Origin of the sequence: Brevundimonas sp. (assembly GCF_041648055.1) — a bacterium.
Taxonomy (GTDB): Bacteria; Pseudomonadota; Alphaproteobacteria; order Caulobacterales; family Caulobacteraceae; genus Brevundimonas.
Map to the genome: position 1 here is coordinate 922627 of NZ_JBAZPS010000001.1, position 19683 is coordinate 942309.

Annotated in this window: 22 protein-coding genes; 12 read left to right on the top strand and 10 right to left on the bottom strand. The window is 66.3% G+C overall.

Features of this window, described 5'->3' with window-relative positions; genetic code table 11:
• Nucleotides 1-13: 13 nt before the first annotated feature.
• Together WC585_RS04595 and WC585_RS04600 are read right to left on the bottom strand one after the other, a co-directional pair.
• Nucleotides 14-1315 (bottom strand): MFS transporter, encoded by a 1302-nt coding sequence (locus WC585_RS04595; protein WP_373256376.1) that lies wholly within the window; start codon nucleotides 1313-1315, stop codon nucleotides 14-16.
• A gap of 39 nt (nucleotides 1316-1354) precedes the next feature.
• On the bottom strand, nucleotides 1355-1690 hold the full coding sequence (locus WC585_RS04600) for a hypothetical protein (protein ID WP_373256377.1): 336 nt from the start codon (nucleotides 1688-1690) through the stop codon (nucleotides 1355-1357).
• 329 nt (nucleotides 1691-2019) lie between these two features.
• On the opposite strand from WC585_RS04600, the gene WC585_RS04605 reads away from it, so the two are divergent.
• Nucleotides 2020-2529 carry a GcrA family cell cycle regulator gene (locus WC585_RS04605; RefSeq protein ID WP_373256796.1) on the top strand — a complete coding sequence of 170 codons (510 nt, stop codon included), beginning with the start codon at nucleotides 2020-2022 and terminating at the stop codon, nucleotides 2527-2529.
• A 321-nt stretch (nucleotides 2530-2850) separates the two neighbouring features.
• Here WC585_RS04605 and apaG read toward each other — a convergent pair whose 3' ends face one another.
• Complete coding sequence (apaG, locus tag WC585_RS04610) at nucleotides 2851-3258, bottom strand: Co2+/Mg2+ efflux protein ApaG (protein ID WP_373256378.1); 408 nt, start codon at nucleotides 3256-3258, stop codon at nucleotides 2851-2853.
• Nucleotides 3259-3337: 79 nt separating this feature from the next.
• On the opposite strand from apaG, the gene WC585_RS04615 reads away from it, so the two are divergent.
• Together WC585_RS04615 and WC585_RS04620 are read left to right on the top strand one after the other, a co-directional pair.
• On the top strand, nucleotides 3338-4366 hold the full coding sequence (locus tag WC585_RS04615; protein WP_373256379.1) for a 2'-deoxycytidine 5'-triphosphate deaminase: 1029 nt from the start codon (nucleotides 3338-3340) through the stop codon (nucleotides 4364-4366).
• Nucleotides 4367-4373: 7 nt separating this feature from the next.
• Nucleotides 4374-4691: a hypothetical protein gene (locus tag WC585_RS04620; protein WP_373256380.1), complete on the top strand. Its 318-nt coding sequence runs from the start codon at nucleotides 4374-4376 to the stop codon at nucleotides 4689-4691.
• Between the two features lie 33 nt (nucleotides 4692-4724).
• Here the strand turns inward: WC585_RS04620 and WC585_RS04625 are convergent, their stop codons facing one another.
• Both WC585_RS04625 and WC585_RS04630 read right to left on the bottom strand, forming a co-directional pair.
• Entirely contained in the window at nucleotides 4725-6008 is a 1284-nt protein-coding gene (locus WC585_RS04625; protein ID WP_373256381.1) for an MFS transporter, read from the bottom strand.
• A complete protein-coding gene (locus WC585_RS04630) occupies nucleotides 6005-6475 on the bottom strand; it encodes a cupin domain-containing protein (protein ID WP_373256382.1) in 471 nt (156 codons plus the stop codon). Before WC585_RS04630 ends, WC585_RS04625 begins: the two co-directional genes overlap by 4 nt.
• Before the next feature lie 47 nt (nucleotides 6476-6522).
• Here WC585_RS04630 and dapE point away from each other — a divergent pair, with 47 nt between their 5' ends.
• A complete protein-coding gene (gene dapE / locus WC585_RS04635; protein ID WP_373256383.1) occupies nucleotides 6523-7713 on the top strand; it encodes a succinyl-diaminopimelate desuccinylase in 1191 nt (396 codons plus the stop codon).
• On the opposite strand, the gene WC585_RS04640 is transcribed toward dapE, so the two are convergent.
• Nucleotides 7710-7847 carry a hypothetical protein gene (locus tag WC585_RS04640; RefSeq protein WP_373256384.1) on the bottom strand — a complete coding sequence of 46 codons (138 nt, stop codon included), beginning with the start codon at nucleotides 7845-7847 and terminating at the stop codon, nucleotides 7710-7712. The two genes, dapE and WC585_RS04640, sit on opposite strands and share 4 nt — an antisense overlap.
• Before the next feature lie 96 nt (nucleotides 7848-7943).
• Entirely contained in the window at nucleotides 7944-9257 is a 1314-nt protein-coding gene (locus WC585_RS04645; protein ID WP_373256385.1) for an amidohydrolase, read from the bottom strand.
• An 83-nt stretch (nucleotides 9258-9340) separates the two neighbouring features.
• On the opposite strand from WC585_RS04645, the gene WC585_RS04650 reads away from it, so the two are divergent.
• From WC585_RS04650 to WC585_RS04685, 8 genes are all read left to right on the top strand, one after another.
• Nucleotides 9341-10162, top strand: coding sequence for an ABC transporter permease (locus tag WC585_RS04650; protein ID WP_373256386.1), 822 nt, complete (start codon nucleotides 9341-9343; stop codon nucleotides 10160-10162).
• A 39-nt stretch (nucleotides 10163-10201) separates the two neighbouring features.
• Nucleotides 10202-10840 carry a hypothetical protein gene (locus tag WC585_RS04655; protein WP_373256387.1) on the top strand — a complete coding sequence of 213 codons (639 nt, stop codon included), beginning with the start codon at nucleotides 10202-10204 and terminating at the stop codon, nucleotides 10838-10840.
• Entirely contained in the window at nucleotides 10837-11553 is a 717-nt protein-coding gene (locus WC585_RS04660; protein ID WP_373256389.1) for a DUF2459 domain-containing protein, read from the top strand. The genes WC585_RS04655 and WC585_RS04660 overlap by 4 nt, the downstream gene beginning before the upstream one ends.
• Before the next feature lie 63 nt (nucleotides 11554-11616).
• Nucleotides 11617-12084 (top strand): 30S ribosome-binding factor RbfA, encoded by a 468-nt coding sequence (rbfA, locus tag WC585_RS04665; RefSeq protein WP_373256390.1) that lies wholly within the window; start codon nucleotides 11617-11619, stop codon nucleotides 12082-12084.
• Nucleotides 12084-13016 carry a tRNA pseudouridine(55) synthase TruB gene (gene truB / locus WC585_RS04670; RefSeq protein WP_373256391.1) on the top strand — a complete coding sequence of 311 codons (933 nt, stop codon included), beginning with the start codon at nucleotides 12084-12086 and terminating at the stop codon, nucleotides 13014-13016. The genes rbfA and truB overlap by 1 nt, the downstream gene beginning before the upstream one ends.
• A 90-nt stretch (nucleotides 13017-13106) precedes the next feature.
• Nucleotides 13107-13376: a 30S ribosomal protein S15 gene (gene rpsO, locus WC585_RS04675; protein WP_287397201.1), complete on the top strand. Its 270-nt coding sequence runs from the start codon at nucleotides 13107-13109 to the stop codon at nucleotides 13374-13376.
• A 262-nt stretch (nucleotides 13377-13638) separates the two neighbouring features.
• Entirely contained in the window at nucleotides 13639-15867 is a 2229-nt protein-coding gene (pnp, locus tag WC585_RS04680) for a polyribonucleotide nucleotidyltransferase (RefSeq protein ID WP_373256392.1), read from the top strand.
• A 99-nt stretch (nucleotides 15868-15966) separates the two neighbouring features.
• Nucleotides 15967-17157, top strand: a complete 1191-nt coding sequence (locus WC585_RS04685) for a CaiB/BaiF CoA transferase family protein (protein WP_373256393.1) — start codon at nucleotides 15967-15969, stop codon at nucleotides 17155-17157.
• Here WC585_RS04685 and WC585_RS04690 read toward each other — a convergent pair.
• The 3 genes from WC585_RS04690 to odhB form a co-directional block, all read right to left on the bottom strand.
• On the bottom strand, nucleotides 17144-17587 hold the full coding sequence (locus WC585_RS04690; protein ID WP_373256394.1) for a hypothetical protein: 444 nt from the start codon (nucleotides 17585-17587) through the stop codon (nucleotides 17144-17146). The genes WC585_RS04685 and WC585_RS04690 overlap by 14 nt on opposite strands.
• Nucleotides 17588-17623: 36 nt before the next feature.
• Entirely contained in the window at nucleotides 17624-18016 is a 393-nt protein-coding gene (locus WC585_RS04695) for a hypothetical protein (RefSeq protein WP_373256395.1), read from the bottom strand.
• A gap of 68 nt (nucleotides 18017-18084) precedes the next feature.
• Nucleotides 18085-19677: a 2-oxoglutarate dehydrogenase complex dihydrolipoyllysine-residue succinyltransferase gene (odhB, locus tag WC585_RS04700; protein ID WP_373256396.1), complete on the bottom strand. Its 1593-nt coding sequence runs from the start codon at nucleotides 19675-19677 to the stop codon at nucleotides 18085-18087.
• Nucleotides 19678-19683 lie beyond the last annotated feature (6 nt).

Below are 19683 nucleotides of genomic sequence, written 5' to 3' on the forward strand. Positions count from 1 at the left end.
GGGCAAGTTAAAGTCAGCGATTGCCTTCGGGGCCGGGCTGCGACGCCGGGGGCGTTTCCGGCGAGGGGGTCTCGTCGCGGCCCGGCAGGTCTTCTGGCCCCGTCTTCAGTCGCACGCTGACGAAGCACATGATCGTCGCGACGGCCAGCATCAGTGCGTTGGCGATGAAGGGTGCCGGTTCGCTGAGTTCGTAGAGGGCCACGCCGATCACGGGTGGGGCCAGGAAGCTGAGACCGGCCAGCGACATCATCAGCCCGGCCACCGCACCCTGCTCGTGTGGGCCGACCGACAGGGACGAACCGGCGGTAAAGCCGGGCCGGGCGAAACCGACGCCCATCGACACCACCGCATAGCCCATGACCACGCCATAGTAGCCGGGCGAGGCGATGCTGAGCACATTGCCGACCAGCGCCAGTCCCGCACCCCAGCGCATCAGATCGCGCGGCTGCAGCTTCAGCAGGGGTATCAGCCCCCACTGGGCCAGCAGGGTCGCCGCTGCGCCCGCGAACATGGCCAGGGCGATGAAGGGCTGGCTCTGGCTGGCGGCCGTTCCGGTCGCGGCCAGTTCGTCGATGATGTGGAAGCCTAGCACCGAAATATTGACCGCCTGCGCCCCGGTGATCATCAGGCCGTACAGCAAATAGTCCCGGACGCGCGGGTCCTTCCAGAGACCTTTGCCGGTGGTATCGCGCCGTCCACTGGGCGAGGGCGTCCGCGCCACATCGCCGCTGGGCAGGCGACGCCAGACCACGATCAGGGCGATCAGTCCCATGGCTGCAAACCCATACATGGGCCCGGCCAGACCGATCAGCGGCAGGACGAACAGCGGGGCAAGGGTCGGACCAATCACGGTGCCCAGCCCCTGGGCCGAGGCCAGCAGGGACATGGCCTGCGTCCGCTGTTCCGGCGTGGTCCGGTCGGCGACATAGGCCTGGGACGCAATCGGGGCCGCCGAGCCGAACACGCCATAAACGGTGCGCGCCACGGCCATAAGGATGAAGGCCAGGCCCACGCCCAGCCACCGCTCCAGCCCCGCCGTCGTCGCCAGGCCGAAGCCGGTCATCGACAGCACGAAGCCGGTGAGCCCGATCATCATGACCTTCTTGCGCCCCAGCCGATCCGACAGTCGCGCCCAGAAAGGCGAGGCGACGGTCCACATCAGAGCTGAAATAGCAAAAGCACCGGCCACGAGCGTATCGCTCAGTTCGAACGCGCGGCCGATATTGGGCAGCACCGACTGCAGGGCCATGTTCCCCGCAGCCGCGATCAGGCTGACGCAGAACAAGATGGCAAAGGCGGGCGAGCGGAGGTTCACAACGCAGTCCTAGACCCGCCGCCGCGACAGGTCACCCCATCACAGGGGCGGAAAGGCCTTCAGCCGTCGGTCGTCTTCCAGCCCCAGTCGCGCCTTGACCTCAAACAGATCTGCTCCGGCCGGCACGATCAGCAGGGCCTTGGGATTGGCGGCATTGACGGCCACCACCGCATTCTTCGGGCAGACGTCGAAACAGTCGGTACTGACCACGGCCAGCTCGGCCTTACGTCCCTTGCCCGCCTTCAGATATTTGCGCAGGGCCTTCTTCAGCGTCTTGTCGCCGTCCGGGCCGAAGCCGCCGTCCAGCTTCTTCTGGCATTTGCGACAGACCAGGACGACGTCGCGCCAGCGGGTTTTTGCGGTCTTCAGAGCCATGTCCGCCAGATCGCCGTTCCGTACGCTCGACGCAAGGGCGGCGTTTCAACGCGCCTAGAGTGAAGCGGTTGAACTGGACGCAGTCCAACTCGGCTCAGATTTCGCTGCAGCATAATTCTGGAGCCTGATTCACGGCATCCGCGGAATCGCGAAGCGATTCCTCCTCACCGATCAGGCCCGAGGATTAACCATACCAGATGTAGTTCCTGTGGACGGACCGAATCGCACATCTTGCGTGGATTAAGCGCTCGTTTACGATTGGTGGTAGGTCGAGACCTTCGGAGGGATGTCTGGACCCCATATATTGAATCCGTACCCCGGAGGGCATGATGACCGCAGGCTGGACAGAAGATCGCGTCGGCGCGCTGACGAAGCTGTGGCTGGAGGGTCAGTCGGCCAGCCAGATCGCCAAACAGCTGGGTGGCGGCGTCACCCGCAATGCCGTCATCGGCAAGGTGCACCGCCTGGGCCTGTCGGGCCGCGCCGCGCCGTCGCAGCCCGCACGCGCCACCTTCCGCACCGCCCGTCCACGTCCGGCCCCTCAGGCGACCCAGGCCCCCTCGGCCCCGCGCCGCATCGAGGCGGTTCAGCCGCGTCCGGCCGCGCCTTCGGTGCCCGCGCCCATGCCCGACCTGCCCGGTACCGCCACGGTGATGACCCTGGGCGCGCACATGTGCAAATGGCCGATCGGCGACCCGTCATCGTCGGAGTTTACCTTCTGCGGCCGCCGCGCCTCCGAAGGCGTCTACTGCGTCGAGCACGCCCGCGTCGCCTACCAACCCCAGGTCCGCAAAGGCGGCTCCAACGATCTGGCTCGCAGCCTGCGGCGTTACATCTAAGGGCGCTAACGCTCGGCTCGCGGAGCCTCGCTGCTTGAGCGCGGTCGCGCGAGCTTTCACTCCCTAGCATTTCTCGCGCTCAAGCAGGCGACAGCTGATAGCGCCCAAAGAAATGTCACGAATGGCTCCTAGAGAGCCGACCTCCGCCTCGGCGATGCATCCGCATGCGCCGTCGAGTGACTGGGGCGGGGCTGCGGTTATCCGGGTTGACGCAGCCCCTCACCATTCTTTTGGGGCCTACCGCTCGCGACGCGGTCGCTTGCTGCTTGAGGCCCCACGGTGTTCGTGGTCGGGCCACCCAGACCGGCTCTAGCCACTCCCCTAGTTCAAAACCCGCCTTTGCCCCGGCACGTCTAGGCTAAACGCCGGGATGGCGGCATCGAAACTGCGCCCCTCGCTATCCGTCATCGCATAGCTGCCGACCATGGAGCCCGACGGCGTCGTCAGGGGACAGCCGGAGGCGTAGGTGTAGCTGCCGCCCGGCGCGATCACCGGCTGCTCGCCGACCACGCCGGGACCGCGCACGTCCTCGACCTGGCCGCGCGCGTCGGTGATGATCCAGTGGCGGGCCATCAGCTGTACCGACACCCCCGTGAGGTTCACGATTTCCACCTGATAGGCCCAGACCCAGCGCCCGGCATCCGGGTTCGACTGGCCCGACAGAAAGCTGGGGCGGACGCGGACGACGATGCCGTCGGTCTCGGCTTCATAGGCGGGGGTGTCATGCATCACCCTATCGTCCGCCGCAGCGGCAAAACGTCAAGCGTCAGAGGGGAGACACGGCGCGAATTCGTGTAAGTCGGCTCCCATGCAGTCCATCGACCTTTCCGTTGCGGGCATCCTGCCCTGCCAGTCCATCGAGACCCTGATCGCCACCGGCGCGATCGCGTCCGACACCCCCTTCGACGCCGATCAGGTCCAGCCGGCCAGCCTGGACCTGCGCCTGTCCAATGAGGCCTGGCGGGTGCGGGCCAGCTTCCTGCCCGGCCAGCGCAAGGTGCTGGACCGCATCGCGGACGTCTCCATGCACCCCATCGACCTGTCGGGCGGCTATGTGCTGGAAAAGGGCTGCGTCTACATCGCCCGGCTGCAGGAGCGGCTGAGCCTGCCCAAGGGCCTGATCGCGCGCGCCAACCCCAAGAGCTCGACCGGGCGGGTCGACGTCTTCGTGCGCCTGCTGACCGATCAGGGGGCCTCGTTCGACGATGTCGCCGAGGGCTATGACGGTCCGCTGTATATGGAGATCGCGCCCCAGACCTTTTCCATCCTGGTGAAGCCCGGCACCCGTCTGAACCAGCTGCGGCTGAAAGCGGGCGAGCCGCCCAAGCTGGAGACCCGCAGCGTCGGGGTCGACCTCCGGGCCGGGGACAACGGCATCGTCGGCTATCGCGGCCGCCGCCATGCGGGTGTCGTCAACATGGACCACATCGACGGCCACGACCCGCGCGACTTCTGGGAGCCGCTGACCCTGCGGCGCGGCGAGCTGCTGCTGGACCCGGGCGAGTTCTACATTCTGGCCTCATCCGACGACGTGGAGATTCCGGTCGATCAGGCCGCGGAGATGACCCCCATCGATCCGTCGGTGGGCGAGTTCCGCGTCCACTATGCCGGCTTCTTCGACCCGGGCTTCGGCACGGACGAGGCGCATGGGGCGGGGTCCAAGGGCGTGCTGGAGGTTCGCACACATGACACGCCGTTCCTGCTGGAACACGGCCAGATCGTCGCCCGCCTGGTCTATGAACCCCTGACGGAACGCCCCACCCGCCTGTATGGCGAAGGCGGCAGCCACTATCAGAGCCAGGGCCTAAAGCTGAGCAAGCATTTCAGGGTTTGGTGAGGAGAGCATGAAAAACGCCATCACCGCTCCCCGTGAAACGATGGTGTGGAATCTTGAAGCTTACGGCGAACAAAACGTTGCCGAGGTGCTGTCAGAGGCACCCGATGAGGTGCTGTTTCTAGCTTGGACCGAAGCCTGGAATGCCATGATCGGTGATACGACCAGGCGCATGATTGATCACTATCTTGCGCGCGGTGCGGTTAAGGCGATTACCGGCGTAGACAGGCCGCTGAAGCGTAAGGTTCGCCGCTTTGACCGGCCTGAACCGAGAGCATGCATAAGCGACGCGCAGCATGCCGCATGGCGTCAGTGGAGCGAGCAATAGGGTCGCGACCCCTGCTGCTCTTGAGCGGGAAGATCAGGAGAGCCGATCCGCCTTCCTCAGGCTCGGGAACACCTTGGCCCATATCCCCGTCGCCGCCAGCGCACCGAACCCTCCGAATACCGCCGCCCCCACCGGCCCTAGGAAGCGCACGGCGACGCCGCTATAGGCCTCGCCCAGTTCGTTGGAGGCACCGATGAACAGCATGGAGACCGAAGACACCCGCCCGCGCATGTGATCGGGCGTGGCCAGCTGGATCAGGGTCTGACGAATATTGACGCTGATCATGTCCGCCCCGCCGCCGATGAATAAAGCGAGCGCACTGAGCCAGACAAAGTGCGACAGGCCGAACGTCAGGGTGCTGAGCCCGAATACGGCCACGGACGCGAACATCCACAGCCCGCCGTGCCGCACGATCGGAAACCGGCTGAGATACAGCGCCACCAGCAGGGCCCCGACCCCGAACGACGCCCTCAGCAGGCCGAACCCTTCCGGCCCCACATGCAGGATGTCGCGCGCGAAGATCGGCGTCAGCAGGGCCACCCCCGCCAGCAGCACCACGATCAGGTCCAGCGATATGGCCCCAAGCACGATCTTGGTCTTCCACACATAGTCCAGCCCTTCCTTGACCAGGGCCAGGGGCGACACGCCCGTGTCGGTGAAGATCGGCCGCCCGCTGGTACGGATCAGCAGGATCGAGCCGATGGCCAGAAAGAAAAGACCCATGGCCACGCCGTAAGCCCACGGCACGCTGAACCCGACGATGACACCGCCCAGGGCCGGGCCGGCGATGGCCCCGGTCTGGAAGGCGATGGACTGGGCCGCGATGGCGGGCGGCAGGGCCTTGCGCCCCACCACCATCGACAGGAAGGCCTGGCTGGCCGGAGCCAGGAACGCCCGCGCCGCCCCGAACACCGCCGCGACGGCCAGCAGGCCCCATAGGGGGGGATTGCCGTGCAGCGCCATCAGCAGAAACCCAAGGGCGCACAGGGACTCCACGAAGACCGAAATGGTCACCGTGTGCTTGCGGTCGCGCCGATCTGCCATCGCCCCGGCGGGCAGGGTGAAGGCCAGCAGCGGCAGGAACTGACACAGCCCCACCAACCCAAGATACAGGCTGGCTTCGGCGATCGGATGATCCCGCCGCGCGATCTCATAGACCTGCCACAACAGGGCCGAGGACTGGATCTGTATCCCCAGCACCGCCGCCACCCGCCCCAGCCAAAGCAGGCGGAAGTCGCGGATGGCCCAGGGGCTGGACGGTTCGCCGGGGGGCGACGGCGGTTGAACGGGTTCAGTGGTCTCGATGGTCTCGGTCACGTGCGGCGATCGACTTTCGGAAAGGGGGTGCCGTCGCGGCGCAGAAACACATCCTGCCGGAACACCATGTCGATGTCTGGATAGTCGCCGTTGTCGCCGCCCGGCACGCGGGTGCCGACCTCCAGCAGAACGGCCTCTGCGCCTGACCGGTTCTCGATCTTGTGACCGTTGGGCACGCCCGCCTTGAAGCCGGCACAGTCGCCGGCGCGCAGAACGGTTTCGCCCTCATCCTCGATCAACACGACCTCGCCGGAGACGACCCAGACGAACTCGTCCTCGCCCTCGTGCCAGTGTCGCTGGCTGGACCAGGCCCCATCCGGCAGCCGCAGCAGATTGACCCCGAACTGATCCAGCCCGACGGCGTCGCCCAGCCGCCAGCGGCGGCGCGGCTTGCAAGGCGCGGCGAACGCTTCGGGATAGCCGGTGCCGTGGCCGGTGGGTGCGGCATCGATGTCGATCTTGGGCATGATGACGCTCTTTGCGCGGGTCGGGGCTTTGCGTAAAGCTTGGCTCCATGAGCGCTACATCACATCCCGTAATCGATCCTGTCGAACTGACGCGGGACCTGATCCGCATCCCCTCGGTCACGCCCGCCGACGAGGGGGCGATGGATGTGCTGGAGCGGGCGCTGACGGGTCTCGGCTTCACCTGCCGCCGCATGGTGTTCGAGGGGCCGTCGGGCGTCGGGTCCGATGCGCGGATCGAGAACCTGTACGCCCGGCGCGGCACCGCCTCGCCCAATCTGTGTTTCGCCGGACATACCGATGTGGTCCCGACGGGGCGCATCGAGGCCTGGTCGTCCGATCCCTTCGCCGCCGAGGTGAAGGACGGGGTCCTGTACGGGCGCGGGGCGGTGGACATGAAGGGCGGCATCGCGGCCTGGACGGCGGCCGTATCGCGCGTGCTGGCGGCAGGAGATCCAGCGGGATCGCTGTCCTTTCTGATCACCGGCGACGAGGAAGGCCCGGCCCTGCACGGCACCAAGCGGGTGGTGGAGGCGCTGATGGCCGAGGGCGAAGTCATCGACGCCTGCGTGGTCGGAGAGCCGTCCTCGCAGCAGGCCCTGGGCGACATGGTCAAGGTCGGGCGGCGCGGCTCGCTGAACACTTGGATCACGGTCCACGGCAAACAGGGCCACGTCGCCTATCCGGACCGGGCGGCCAATCCCGCGCCGGTGCTGGCCCGGCTGCTGGCCCGGCTGGCCGATCACGAACTGGATCAGGGCTATGAGGCGTTCCAGCCCTCGAACCTGGAAATCACCACCATCGACATCGGCAATTCGGCCACCAACATCATTCCGTCAGAGGCAAAGGCGCGGCTGAACATCCGCTTTAACCCGACCCATTCGGGCGACGATCTGATCGCCTGGCTGAACAGCGTGGCGGGCGAGGCGCAGGCGGACAGCGGCCTGCGGATCGAGCTGGAGCATCTGTGCTCGGGCAATGCCTTCCTGACCCCCGCCGGCGATTTCGTGACGGCGGTGCAGGAGGCGGTGGAGGCCGAGACCGGTCGCCGCCCCGTTGCCTCGACCACCGGCGGCACCTCCGACGCCCGCTTCATTCGGGCGATGTGCCCCGTGCTGGAACTGGGTCTGGTTGGCCAGACCATGCATCAGGTCGACGAGCGGGTGCCGGTCGCCGAGCTGGAGGCCCTGACCGGCGTCTATGAGCGGGTGATCGAGGTGGTGATGACGCGACTGGCCTAGCCCAGCCAGTTCAGCACCAACAGGGCCGCGCCGAAGACCGCAGCGAACGAAATGCAGAAAAAGAGCCCCTCGCGCACGGGGCCGCCACGACGATGCCGCGGCATCGGTGGCAGATTGACTGGCAACTGGCGCATCCACGCCTCCTGAACCGTCCGATCCTGGACGGTGCGGAAGACTGCGCTCGATCGGTTTCCGACCCGTTGACGATCATGGTTTCCGCGAACAATGTTTCACGAACGCTCCAGGAACCGCAACGCCGTCAGGACATGAGCTCGCACCCCGACCGGCAGCACGGCCTCGTTGACATCGAAGCTGGGCGAGTGGTTCGGCGGTGAGGTCGCCGGATCGACGCCCTCGGCACTGCCGCCCAGGTGGTAGAAGACACCCGGAACTTCCTGCGACAGATAGCTGAAATCCTCGGCCACGGTGGTCTCCGGGCTGGCCGTATTGACGTTGCCGGGCCCTGCCGCCTCTTCCAGCACGGGGGCCAGCCAGGCGGACAGCTCCTCGTTGTTGAAGACCAGGGCCGCGTTCTGGCGCACGGAGAATTCCGCAGTGGCTCCGTAGGCCTCGGCCACGTGACCGATCGCAGCTTCGGTGCGACGGACCAGATCATCCCGCTGGGCGATGTCGAAGGTGCGAAGCGTCCCCGACAGCACGGCCCGGTCCGGAATGATGTTGTAGCGGACCCCCGCATCGATCGTGGCAATGGTAAAGACCGTCGGCGTCGTGGTCGGATCGATGGTGCGGGCGGTCAGGGTGTTGATCGTCTCGATCACCTGCCCGGTCACGGCGATGACATCGACGCCCTTCCACGGCCAGGCCCCGTGCGTCTGGCGGCCGTTCAGGACGATGTCCACCCGGTCCGACGCCGCCATGAAACCGCGCGGGCGATAGAAGATGGTCCCCGGTCGCCCCGGCACGACATGCAGGCCGAAGATGGCGTCGGGACGCGGGTCCCTCAGCGCCCCCTCCTCGATCATCAGGGCCGCCCCGCCCTTGGGCTCTCCCGGAGGGGCGCCTTCCTCTGCGGGCTGAAAGATGAAGACGACCGTCCCGGCGATCTGATCCTTCATCCCGGCCAGGACCTCGGCGGCCCCCATCAGCATGGCCACATGGGCGTCATGGCCACAGGCATGGGCCACCGGCACGGTATTGCCCATATAGGTCCCGGTCGCGGTCGAGGCGAAGGGCAGACCCGTCGCCTCTTGTACCGGCAGGGCGTCCATGTCGGCCCGCAAGGCCACCGTCTTGCCGGGCCGGCCTCCACGCAGGATGCCGACCACGCCCGTGCGTCCGACCTCCGTGCGGACCTCCAGCCCCAGCCCCCGCAGATGCTCGGCCACCACCGCCGCCGTGCGCGTCTCGGCAAAGCCCAGTTCGGGGTTGGCATGGAAGTCGCGGCGCCAGGCGATGACACGAGGATTGACCGCCTGCACCGCTGCCTCGACGCTGGCGACCGGAACCGCGTCCTGGGCCACGGCGGTCCCGCTCGAAAGCGCGAGCGCCACGGACGAGGCGAGAAGCAGGCGGCGCAGTGTCATGACGGTGATCCCACGGGCAAAAACGCAGGTTGCGGGCATGTCAGGGGGTTGCGCAAGGGCCGTCGAACCGCGATCTGGCGGGGATGACCGATCTCAGCTCGACCCGTCCCTCAGGTTTGCCGCAACCGCGTCGCTACGACGGGGTCAATTGGGTGGGGGTCAAGACCCTGTACCTGCGCGAGGTGCGCCGGTTCTGGAAGGTCGGGGCCCAGACGGTCGCCGCGCCGGTGGTGACCACGCTTCTCTACATGCTGGTCTTCGTCGTCGCTCTGAGAGATTCCCGCCCACCCATCGACGGCACGCCGTTCGCCGAGTTCGTCGCCCCCGGCCTGATCATGATGGCGATCCTGAACAATGCCTTCGCCAATGCCTCCTCCAGCCTGATCCAGGCCAAGATCATGGGTACGGCGACCGACTTTTTGACCCCGCCGCTCAGCCCGCTGGAGCTGACGATCGGCTTCTCCATGGGGGCGGCGACGCGCGGCATCGTGGTCGGAGCGGTGACCGCCGTCTGCGTCATGCCGTTCGCGCGACTGGGCCTGGCCAATGTCGCGGCCATCCTGTGGTTCAGCCTGACGGCGTCCTTGATGATGGGGATGCTGGGCGTCTTCGCCGGCCTGTGGGCCGAGAAGTTCGATCAGCTGGCGGCGGTGCAGAACTTCCTGATCATGCCGATGACCTTCCTGTCCGGCACCTTCTACCTGGTCGGCAACCTGCCCGAGCCGTTTGCGACCATCAGCCATTTCAACCCGATCTTCTACATGATCGATGGCTTCCGCTTCGGCTTCATCGGCCATGCCGAGGGCAATGTCTGGGTCGGCGTGGCGACCAGCGCGGCCCTGACCATCCTTGGTTCCTATGCCTGCTGGCGGGTCTTCAAGTCCGGCTGGCGGCTGAAAAGCTGAGTCTTCGCAAGCCCGTCTCGCCTCGCTAAACTGTGGTCGATGACCGCCGCCCATTATCCGTCGCAGAGCTCCTCGGCCCGCTGGCTGATGCCGCTGAATGCGGTGCTGGCGGTGGTGTGTCTGGTGCTGTTCCTGCTGGCCATCGAGCAGAGGCAGGCGGTTCAGGCCTGGCATGCGGTGCGCGACGGAGCCGCGCCGACGATGCAGCAGGCAAGCGACTGGCTGAATGTGCGGACATCCGATGTACGCGAGGCGATGGATCCGACCCCGCCCGTGGCCGCCGATCCCGTGGACGTCATCCTGACCGGGAGGTTCGTGTCGATCGACGTCGAGTCGCCGATGGTCGCCGCCTTCGAGGGTTCGCGCGTCACCCTGAACGACCAGACGCTGACCACCCGCCCCCTGCGCATCGCCGCCGGGTCCGACATCTTCGCGCCCGGCCGGACCTTTGCCGAGCGGCTGAAGGCGCGAGCCGATGCCCAGATCGAACTGCGTGAAGTCATACCGACCGACCAGGCGAGCACCGTCGCGCCCTCAGCGTTATGTGCAGGTGCAGCGCCCACGACCCTGGCCCTGCTGCACCGCCAGCAAACGATCGATCTGATGCTGCTCTCGCAAGGCACCGAAGCGTCGTCCTTGGGCGAGCCGTGCGCCGTCTGGGCCTTGAAGGCGCAATGAGCCAAAGGCGCAGGTCCAGCCGCACCGGGGGCGTCCTGGCCCGAACGCTTCTGGCCGTCCTCGCCGGCACCGTCGCGGCGCTCTGGACCTGGACGGCGGCGGGCGATCCAGGGCTGGCAGCGCGGCCGGGCGAGGCGACCACCCGGGTCCATCTGCTGAACAACGGCTTTCACACTGACCTAGCCGTGCCGCGTGCTGCCCTGACACAGCGTCCCGGTCCGCTGGGCGAGGCCGCGCGGTCGCTGGCCCCCGGAGACTGGATCCTGATCGGCTGGGGCGATGCCAAATTCTATGTCGACCAGAGCCCGATGGAGGGTCGGTTGCTGGACGGCGGCCGCGCCTTCTTCGCGCCCGGCAATCGCTCGGTCATCATGCTGGATCCGGACCAGACCGATCCGACGACGCGCTTCGCCGCCGCCAACCGCAACACCCTGACCCTGTCGCCCCGCGCCCTGACCCGGATGCTGGACCACATCGAGGCTTCGCTGGACCTGACCGACGGAGCCGCCCGCATCGCGGCCAGCCGCCCCGGCGACGACGCCCGCTTCTATGCCAGCCACGAACATTTCTGGATTGGCCGTCTGTGCAACAGCTGGAGCGCGGGCGTGCTGAATGCGGCTGGGGTGACGGTGCGCCCCCTGCGGTCCGTCACAGCGGGCGAGGTCATGAACGCCACCCGTGCTAGGCTGGACTTGGACGGCCCCGAGGCCTAGACCCCGCCCCTTCGCTTTTTCGAGCCGGGTCCGAGCCCCGGCAAGCGACGAGGAGATATCGCCATGAGTACCCGCAGGTCCAAACCCGCCGCCAAGGCCGGCACTGTCAGCCAGCGCCAGCTGCGCGCCTCCGAAATGATCCGCCACGCTCTGGTCGAGGTCATGCGCGAGAACGAAATCCATGATCCAGCCCTGACCGGCGTCTCGATCACGGTCAGCGAGGTGCGTCTGTCGCCCGACCTGAAACACGCCACCTGTTTCGTCGAACCGCTGGGCGCGGGCGTCGAGACGGCGCCGGTCGCAGGCCATGAGTCCGAGATCATCAAGGCGCTGAACAATCATGCCAAATTCCTGCGCGGTGCGCTGGGGCGGCACATCGACATGCGCTTCACGCCCGACCTGCGCTTCCGCCACGACGAAAGCTTCGTCGCCGCCGAACGCCTGAACCGCCTGCTGGACGATCCCCGCGTTCGGGCCGACGTCTATGTGTCGCCGTTCAAGGATGACGAAGACGAGGACGGCCAGAACTAATGGCCCGCAAGAAGCGCGGGGACGTCGTCAACGGCTGGGTCTGTTTCGACAAGCCGTTCGAGATGGGGTCGACCGAGGCGGTGTCGAAGCTGCGGCGGCTGTTCAATGCCCAGAAGGCCGGTCATGCCGGGACACTGGACCCGCTGGCCAGCGGTATCTTGCCTATCGCCCTGGGTGAAGCAACCAAGACCGTGCCCTTCCTGATGGATGCGGAGAAGGTTTACCGGTTCACCATTAACTGGGGCGTCTCGACCGACAGCATCGACCGCGAGGGCGAGATTGTCGGACGGTCCGATGTGCGTCCCAGCGTCGAGGCGGTGGCAGCGGCCCTTCCGTCCTTCGTCGGCGACATCGACCAGACCCCGCCGCGCTTTTCCGCCATCAAGGTCGACGGGCAGCGCGCCTATGACCTGGCCCGCGACGGTGCGGAGTTCGAACTGGCCAGCCGCCGCGTGACCATCCACGAGGCCGCCGTGACCGACGCGCCGGATGCCGACCATGTCGAGATCACTATGCGGACCGGCAAGGGCGTCTATGTCCGCTCGCTGGCGCGCGACCTGGCGATCATGCTGGGGGCCGAGGGGCATGTTTCGGCCCTGCGGCGCGAACGGGTCGGGCCGTTTTCAGTCGATAACGCTGTGACACTGGATATTCTGGCCGATCTGGTGCATAGGGACGCCGCCTCGGAAGGCTTGCTTCCCGTTGCGACCGCCCTGGACGACATCCCGGAGCTGGCCGTGACGGATCAGGACGCCTTCTCGCTTCGGCAGGGACGGCCGATCGTACTGCTCCCCAGACAGGTCGAAACACTCAAGGGTCAGCTTCACGGCGACGCCCGGACGGTTTCGGTTTTTCTGGGCCAGACGCTCGTCGCTCTCGGTCAGTTGCGGGCCGGTCGCCTCGAACCCGACCGCGTATTCAACCTGTCCTGACGTATCCCTGCGGGGACCGAAGGGACACTTCCGCGCTCAAGCAGCGAGGCCTCGCAAGGCCGAGCCTTGGCGCACAGAAAGGAAGCTACGATGTCGATTACTGCTGAACGCAAGAACGAAGTCATCGCCGAGAACGCCCGCTCCGCTGGCGACACCGGTTCGGCCGAGGTCCAGGTCGCGATCCTGTCGGAACGCATCGCCAACCTCACCGAGCACTTCAAGACCCACAAGAAGGACAACCACTCGCGCCGCGGCCTGCTCAAGATGGTCTCGCAGCGTCGTCGCCTTCTTGACCACCTGACCAAGGTCGATCGCGAGCGTTACACCGCCCTGATCACCAAGCTGAACCTGCGCCGCTAAGGTGTAGTTCGCGGAAACAGTTTCGAGGCGCGGGCCATGTCCGCGCCTCTTTCCGCACCTAGAGCCTACCCGCGCGCAGCGGTTCGTGACTGCGCAGACGCGAGGGCCATACCGGTCCTCTTCCACTCCCGGATCGACCGCCATGGGGCGGCGCTCCCAGGATCGAAGGACTGAACACCCGACGCATCCGCACCCACTGATGGGACCCCTTTTTGGGACGGCTTGGGCGGAATACGCCGCCCAGCACACGAAAGACGAAAACATGTTCGATATCAAACGCAAGACGATCGACTGGGCCGGCCGCCCGCTGACGCTGGAAACGGGCCGTATCGCCCGCCAGGCCGACGGTGCCGTTCTGGCCACCTATGGCGAGACCATTGTCCTGGCCACCGTCGTCTACGGTCGCGCGCCCAAGCCGGGCCTGGATTTCTTCCCCCTGACCGTCAACTACCAGGAAAAGACCTTCGCCGCCGGCAAGATCCCGGGTGGCTATTTCAAGCGTGAAGGCCGTCCGACCGAGAAGGAAACCCTGGTTTCCCGCCTGATCGACCGTCCGATCCGCCCGCTGTTCGTCAAGGGCTTCAAGAACGAGACCCAGGTCGTCGTCACCGTGCTGCAGCACGACATGGAGAACGATCCCGACATCGTCGGCCTGGTCGCCGCCTCGGCCGCACTGACCATCTCGGGCGTGCCCTTCATGGGCCCGATCGGTGCCGCGCGCGTCGGCTATATCGACGGCGAATACGTCCTGAACCCCACCTTGGACCAACTGCCTGACAGCCAGCTCGACCTGGTCGTCGCCGGCACCCAGGACGCCCTGATGATGGTCGAATCCGAAGCCAAGGAGCTGTCGGAAGAGATCATGCTGAACGCCCTGATGTTCGCGCATCGCGGCATGCAGCCGGTGATCGACGCCATCATCGAAATGGCCGAGCACGCCGCCAAGGAGCCCTTCGACTTCCAGGCCGAGGACCATTCCGACGTCGTCACCGCCATCCAGTCGCTGGTCGGCGAGGACATCAAGTCGGCCTATACCCACGCCGGCAAATACGAGCGCCGCACGGGCGTCGACCTGGCCAAGAAGAAGGCCGCCGAAAAGCTGGTCAAGACCGAAGAGAACCCCGACGGCGTCGACAGCGCCAAGTTCGGTGCGGCTTTCAAGGAATGCGAAGCCCACGTCCTGCGTCGCGACATCATCGACAACGGTCACCGCGTCGATGGCCGCGCCCTGGACAAGGTGCGTTCGATCGTTTCGGAAGTCGGCGTCTTCCCGCGCACCCACGGTTCGGCCCTGTTCACCCGTGGTGAAACCCAGGCCATCGTGGTCGCCACCTTGGGCACCGGCGAGGACGAGCAGTACGTCGACGCCCTGAGCGGCACCTACAAGGAGAAGTTCCTCCTGCACTACAACTTCCCTCCCTATTCGGTCGGCGAGACCGGTCGGATGGGCGGCGCAGGCCGTCGGGAAATCGGTCACGGCAAGCTGGCCTGGCGGGCGATCCGTCCCATGCTGCCGTCGTCGGAAGACTTCCCCTACACGATCCGCATCGTGTCGGAGATCACCGAATCCAACGGTTCGTCCTCCATGGCTTCGGTCTGCGGTGCCTCGCTGGCGCTGATGGATGCGGGCGTGCCGCTGGTTCGCCCGGTGTCGGGCATCGCCATGGGCCTGATCCTGGAGCCCTCCGGCGAGTTCGCCATCCTGTCCGACATCCTGGGTGACGAAGATCACCTGGGCGACATGGACTTCAAGGTGGCCGGCACGCGCGAGGGCATCACGTCCCTGCAGATGGACATCAAGGTCGCCGGCATCACCGAAGAGATCATGCGCAAGGCGATCGCCCAGGCTTCGGCCGGCCGTCTGCACATCCTCGACGAGATGGACAAGGCCATCGACGGTGCCCGCACCGAGCTGGGTGAGTTCGCGCCCAAGATCGAGTCGATCAAGGTTCCCACCGACAAGATCCGCGACATCATCGGCACGGGCGGCAAGATCATCCGCGAGATCGTCGAAAAGACCGGCGCCAAGATCAACATCGAAGACGACGGCACGGTGAAAATCGCTGCGTCCGACCAGGAGAAGATCGACGCCGCCAAGGCCTGGATCACCTCCATCGTCTCCGAGCCCGAGCCCGGCACCATCTACACCGGCAAGGTCGTCAAGGTCGTCGACTTCGGCGCCTTCGTGAACTTCTTCGGCGCCAAGGACGGTCTGGTTCACGTGTCCCAGATCTCCCTGGAACGCGTCGCCAACCCGGCCGACGTCCTGTCGGAAGGCCAGGAGGTCAAGGTCAAGTTCCTGGGCATGGACGATCGCGGCAAGACCAAGCTGTCGATGAAGGTCGTCGATCAGGAAACCGGTGAGGACATCACCGACAAGATCAACGCCGAACGCGCCGAACGTGGCGAGGCCCCGCTGTCGGACGACACCGGTGGCCGTCCCAAGCGTGAAGGTGGCGGTGACCGTGATCGCGGTCGCAGCCGTCGCTAAGGCGCTGCAACGTCTCTGAATGAACGAGGCCCCGGTGGAAACGCCGGGGCCTTTTTCGTGGTTCTTCTCCCGACGGACGGTCAGGCTATAAGGTCCGTCATGACCCAGTCCTCAGGCCCGCTTGTCGGCATTCGCGTCCTCGACCTGTCCCGCGTTCTGGCGGGACCTTGGGCGACCCAGACCCTGGCCGATCTGGGGGCCGAGGTGATCAAGATCGAACGGCCGGGCACCGGTGACGACACCCGCCAGTGGGGCCCGCCCTTTACGCAGAAGGCCGACGGCTCGCGCGGCGACGCGGCCTATTTCCTGTGTGCCAACCGGGGCAAGAAGTCGGTCGAACTGGATATCGCGACGCCGGAGGGCGCGACCGCTATCCGCGATCTGGTCGCGTCCTGCGACGTGCTGGTCGAGAATTTCAAGACCGGAGGGCTGAAGAAGTACGGTCTGGATTTCGCCAGCCTGTCGGCGATCAACCCCCGACTGGTCTATTGCTCCATCACCGGCTTCGGCCAGGACGGGCCGGATGCCCACCGCGCCGGCTACGACTATATGATCCAGGCAATGGGCGGGCTGATGTCGGTCACGGGCCAGCCGGACGGCGCGCCGGGGGCCGAGCCGATGAAGGTCGGGGTGGCGGTGGTGGACCTGTTCACGGGTCTGTATGCCTCCAACGCCATCCTGGCCGCCCTGATGCATGCGCGGGCGACGGGCGAGGGGCAGCAGATCGACATCGCCCTGTTCGACGTCCAGGCGGCCATGCTGGCCAATCAGGCGTCCAACTATTTCGTCTCCGGCACGGCCCCGAGCCGCATGGGCAATGCCCACCCCAATCTGGCCCCGTACCAGCCCTTTCCGTGTACGGACGGTATGGTGGTGATCGCCGTCGGCAATGATGGCCAGTTCCGCGCGCTGGCACAGGCTCTGGGCGCGCCCGGCCTCGGCACCGACCCCCGCTTCGTCACCAATGCCCTGCGGATCGAGCATCGTGCGGCCATGACGGCTGAAATCTCGGCCCTGACGGCCGGTCACGACATGGCAGGCCTGATGGCGCTTCTGGAGGCGGCGAACGTCCCTTGCGGCCCGGTCAACACCATCGATCAGGTCTTCGACGAGCCCCAGGCACGGCACCGCGGGCTGGAGATCGAACAAGCCCGCTCCGACCTGACCCACCCGGTCCGCACCGTCGCGTCGCCGATCCGCATGTCGAGGACGCCCGTCGAATACCACCGCGCCCCGCCCGCCCTAGGCGCGGATACGGACGAGGTGCTGGGTCCACTCAGGGCGGATTGAGCACCAGTTCCAGGGCCAGCCACACAGCCCCCGCGATTACAGCAAACAGCAGGCCGGCCAAGAGCATGCCCTGCCACGCAATGGGCCGGAACCGGCGCGGCAGGCTGGTGCCCCAGAAGCCACCGGTGGCAAAGGCGGCCAGCGCCATCACTGATCCTGCCGCTTGGGTCACGCCATCGACCGTATCCAGATCGTCGCCCTCATCGCTGGCGAACTCGCCTGACCTCGCCCGCGCCAGAAGATCGCGCGCCTCTTCCACGATCGAAGCCGGCCCCATCAAACGGACCCCCAGGGCCCGCTGCATGAGCGGATCGACTGTGGTCTGAAACCGCTCGGTGACGCTGACCTCTATATCGTGCGAAGCCAGAAACGCCGCGGCAAGCTCTGCTTCATAGACGTCGGTAAAACGGGCGATCTCGCGCAGGCTCATGTCGCTAGGCTGCTTTTCTCGCCGATTGAGCTGCGTTCATGATGGCAGCGGATTCTCGATCCTGTTCCGATCAATCTGAAGCAACAACAGTCCTGGGACCAACAGCCGAAACCATACGCCGATGCCATCCCACGTGAATAACTGGGCGGGACCAACGCCCGCTAGGACGGCATCCGAAAGGATGAAAACCAAGTGGCCTGAAACGCCAATCAGCCAAGCCTGCACTGCGGGCTTACGTTGCCATGTCTTCCAAACAGCCAGGCCGTAGCCAAAAATGGCGACAACCACCGGCAACGCTAAAGCGGGAATGAGGCTCTGAGGGATAGTGAATCCAGCAACTCGCTCGGCATCAGCAAACCATCCCAGCCAGACAAGGCCTGCAGCGAGCGCGATCAACCCCACCGAAGAAACCGCCAGCCATATGATCACGAGCCATCGTGCGATCGGCGGGAGATGCGGCCCGGTGCCCGGTCTCAGCGGGTGAGGCGTAAGCACACCTAGAGGTCCAGCAGCGCTCGCGCCGGGTCTTCCAACAGGTCCTTGACGCGGACCAGGAAGGTCACGGCTTCCTTGCCGTCGACGATGCGGTGGTCGTAGCTGAGGGCCAGGTACATCATCGGGCGGATTTCGACCTGGCCGTTCACGGCCATCGGGCGCTGGACGATGTTGTGCATCCCCAGGATGCCCGACTGCGGCGCGTTCAGGATCGGCGTGGACATCAGCGACCCATAGGTGCCGCCGTTGGTGATGGTGAAGGTGCCGCCCTGCAGATTGTCCAGGGTCAGGTTGCCGTCACGGGCCGCCTTGCCCAGCGCCCCGATGCCCTTTTCGATCCCGGCCAGCGACAGGGTGTCGGCATCGCGCAGGACCGGCACGACCAGGCCCTTGTCGGTGCCGACGGCCACGCCGATGTCATAGTGGTTCTTGTAGATGATGTCGGTGCCGTCGATCTCGGCATTGACCGCCGGGATTTCTTTCAGGGCCGCGACGACCGCCTTGGTGAAGAAGGACATGAAGCCCAGCTTGACGCCGTGGCGCTTCTCGAAGGCGTCCTTGTACTGGGTCCGCAGGGCCATGACATTGGTCATGTCCACCTCGTTGAAGGTGGTTAGCTGGGCGGCCGTATTCTGCGATTCCTTCAGGCGGCGAGCAATCGTCTGACGCAGGCGCGTCATCTTCACGCGCTCCTCGCGTGGCTGGTCTGCGCGCGGGGTGGCCGGTGCAGCCGCCGGGGCGGGGGCCGCAGGTGCGGCAGCGGCGGGCGCAGTTGCCGATCCGATGGCGGCCACGGCATCGGCCTTGGTCACATTGCCCTTGGGACCGGTCGCCTTCAGGCTGGCGGCATCCAGATTGTTCTCGGTGACCACGCGCTGGACGGCGGGCGACAGGTGCGGGGCATCGGACGTGATCTGGGCCGAGCCGCTGTTGGCCGAACCGCCGCTGGCGGCGGCGGCGGCAGGCGCAGGAGCGGCGGATGCAGCGGCACCCGAGGCCGAAATGCTGCCGATCTGCTGGCCCGGCGTGACGGTCGAGCCGTTGTCGACGCTGATGGTCAGGACGCCGTCGGCGGGCGAGGAGACCTCCACCGCCACCTTGTCCGTCTCGATCTCGACCAGCAGTTCGTCCTTCTTGACCGTGTCGCCGCTCTTCTTCAGCCAGGTGCCGATGGAGCCTTCGGCGACGCTTTCGCCCATGGTCGGCACGGCGATCGGCAGGCTGTCGCCACCCGAGCCGGAGGCTACGGGCGCATCGGCGCGGACAGGTTCGGCGGGAGCGTCAGCCTTTGGTGCTTCGGCCTTGACGGGGGCTTCGGCTTTCGCGGCGGGGGCAGCGGCGGCGGGCGCCGCAGCGGACGCGCCTTCGCTGATCACGCCCAGGACGGTGTTCGGCACGACCGTGTCGCCCTCGGCCGCCTTGATCTCGCTCAGCGTGCCGTCGGCGGGCGCGACCACTTCCAGCGACACCTTGTCGGTTTCCAGCTCGACCAGGACTTCGTCCTTCTTCACCGCATCACCGACCTTCTTGGTCCATTTGGCGATCGAGGCTTCGGAGACGGATTCGCCGAGGGCGGGGGTCAGGATGTCGGCCATGTCGGG

Bases quoted from the DNA above. Each gene is read 5' to 3' on its own strand.
- WC585_RS04650 (WP_373256386.1), top strand. From the start codon at position 9,341: ATGACCGATCTCAGCTCGACCCGTCCCTCAGGTTTGCCGCAACCGCGT.
- odhB (WP_373256396.1), bottom strand. From the start codon at position 19,677: ATGGCCGACATCCTGACCCCCGCCCTCGGCGAATCCGTCTCCGAAGCC.
- dapE (WP_373256383.1), top strand. From the start codon at position 6,523: ATGAGCGCTACATCACATCCCGTAATCGATCCTGTCGAACTGACGCGG.
- WC585_RS04605 (WP_373256796.1), top strand. From the start codon at position 2,020: ATGACCGCAGGCTGGACAGAAGATCGCGTCGGCGCGCTGACGAAGCTG.
- WC585_RS04620 (WP_373256380.1), top strand. From the start codon at position 4,374: ATGAAAAACGCCATCACCGCTCCCCGTGAAACGATGGTGTGGAATCTT.
- WC585_RS04655 (WP_373256387.1), top strand. From the start codon at position 10,202: ATGACCGCCGCCCATTATCCGTCGCAGAGCTCCTCGGCCCGCTGGCTG.
- WC585_RS04660 (WP_373256389.1), top strand. From the start codon at position 10,837: ATGAGCCAAAGGCGCAGGTCCAGCCGCACCGGGGGCGTCCTGGCCCGA.
- WC585_RS04685 (WP_373256393.1), top strand. From the start codon at position 15,967: ATGACCCAGTCCTCAGGCCCGCTTGTCGGCATTCGCGTCCTCGACCTG.
- WC585_RS04690 (WP_373256394.1), bottom strand. From the start codon at position 17,587: ATGAGCCTGCGCGAGATCGCCCGTTTTACCGACGTCTATGAAGCAGAG.
- WC585_RS04640 (WP_373256384.1), bottom strand. From the start codon at position 7,847: ATGCGCCAGTTGCCAGTCAATCTGCCACCGATGCCGCGGCATCGTCGT.
- WC585_RS04600 (WP_373256377.1), bottom strand. From the start codon at position 1,690: ATGGCTCTGAAGACCGCAAAAACCCGCTGGCGCGACGTCGTCCTGGTC.
- rpsO (WP_287397201.1), top strand. From the start codon at position 13,107: ATGTCGATTACTGCTGAACGCAAGAACGAAGTCATCGCCGAGAACGCC.
- apaG (WP_373256378.1), bottom strand. From the start codon at position 3,258: ATGCATGACACCCCCGCCTATGAAGCCGAGACCGACGGCATCGTCGTC.
- pnp (WP_373256392.1), top strand. From the start codon at position 13,639: ATGTTCGATATCAAACGCAAGACGATCGACTGGGCCGGCCGCCCGCTG.
- truB (WP_373256391.1), top strand. From the start codon at position 12,084: ATGGCCCGCAAGAAGCGCGGGGACGTCGTCAACGGCTGGGTCTGTTTC.
- WC585_RS04645 (WP_373256385.1), bottom strand. From the start codon at position 9,257: ATGACACTGCGCCGCCTGCTTCTCGCCTCGTCCGTGGCGCTCGCGCTT.
- WC585_RS04630 (WP_373256382.1), bottom strand. From the start codon at position 6,475: ATGCCCAAGATCGACATCGATGCCGCACCCACCGGCCACGGCACCGGC.
- rbfA (WP_373256390.1), top strand. From the start codon at position 11,617: ATGAGTACCCGCAGGTCCAAACCCGCCGCCAAGGCCGGCACTGTCAGC.
- WC585_RS04615 (WP_373256379.1), top strand. From the start codon at position 3,338: ATGCAGTCCATCGACCTTTCCGTTGCGGGCATCCTGCCCTGCCAGTCC.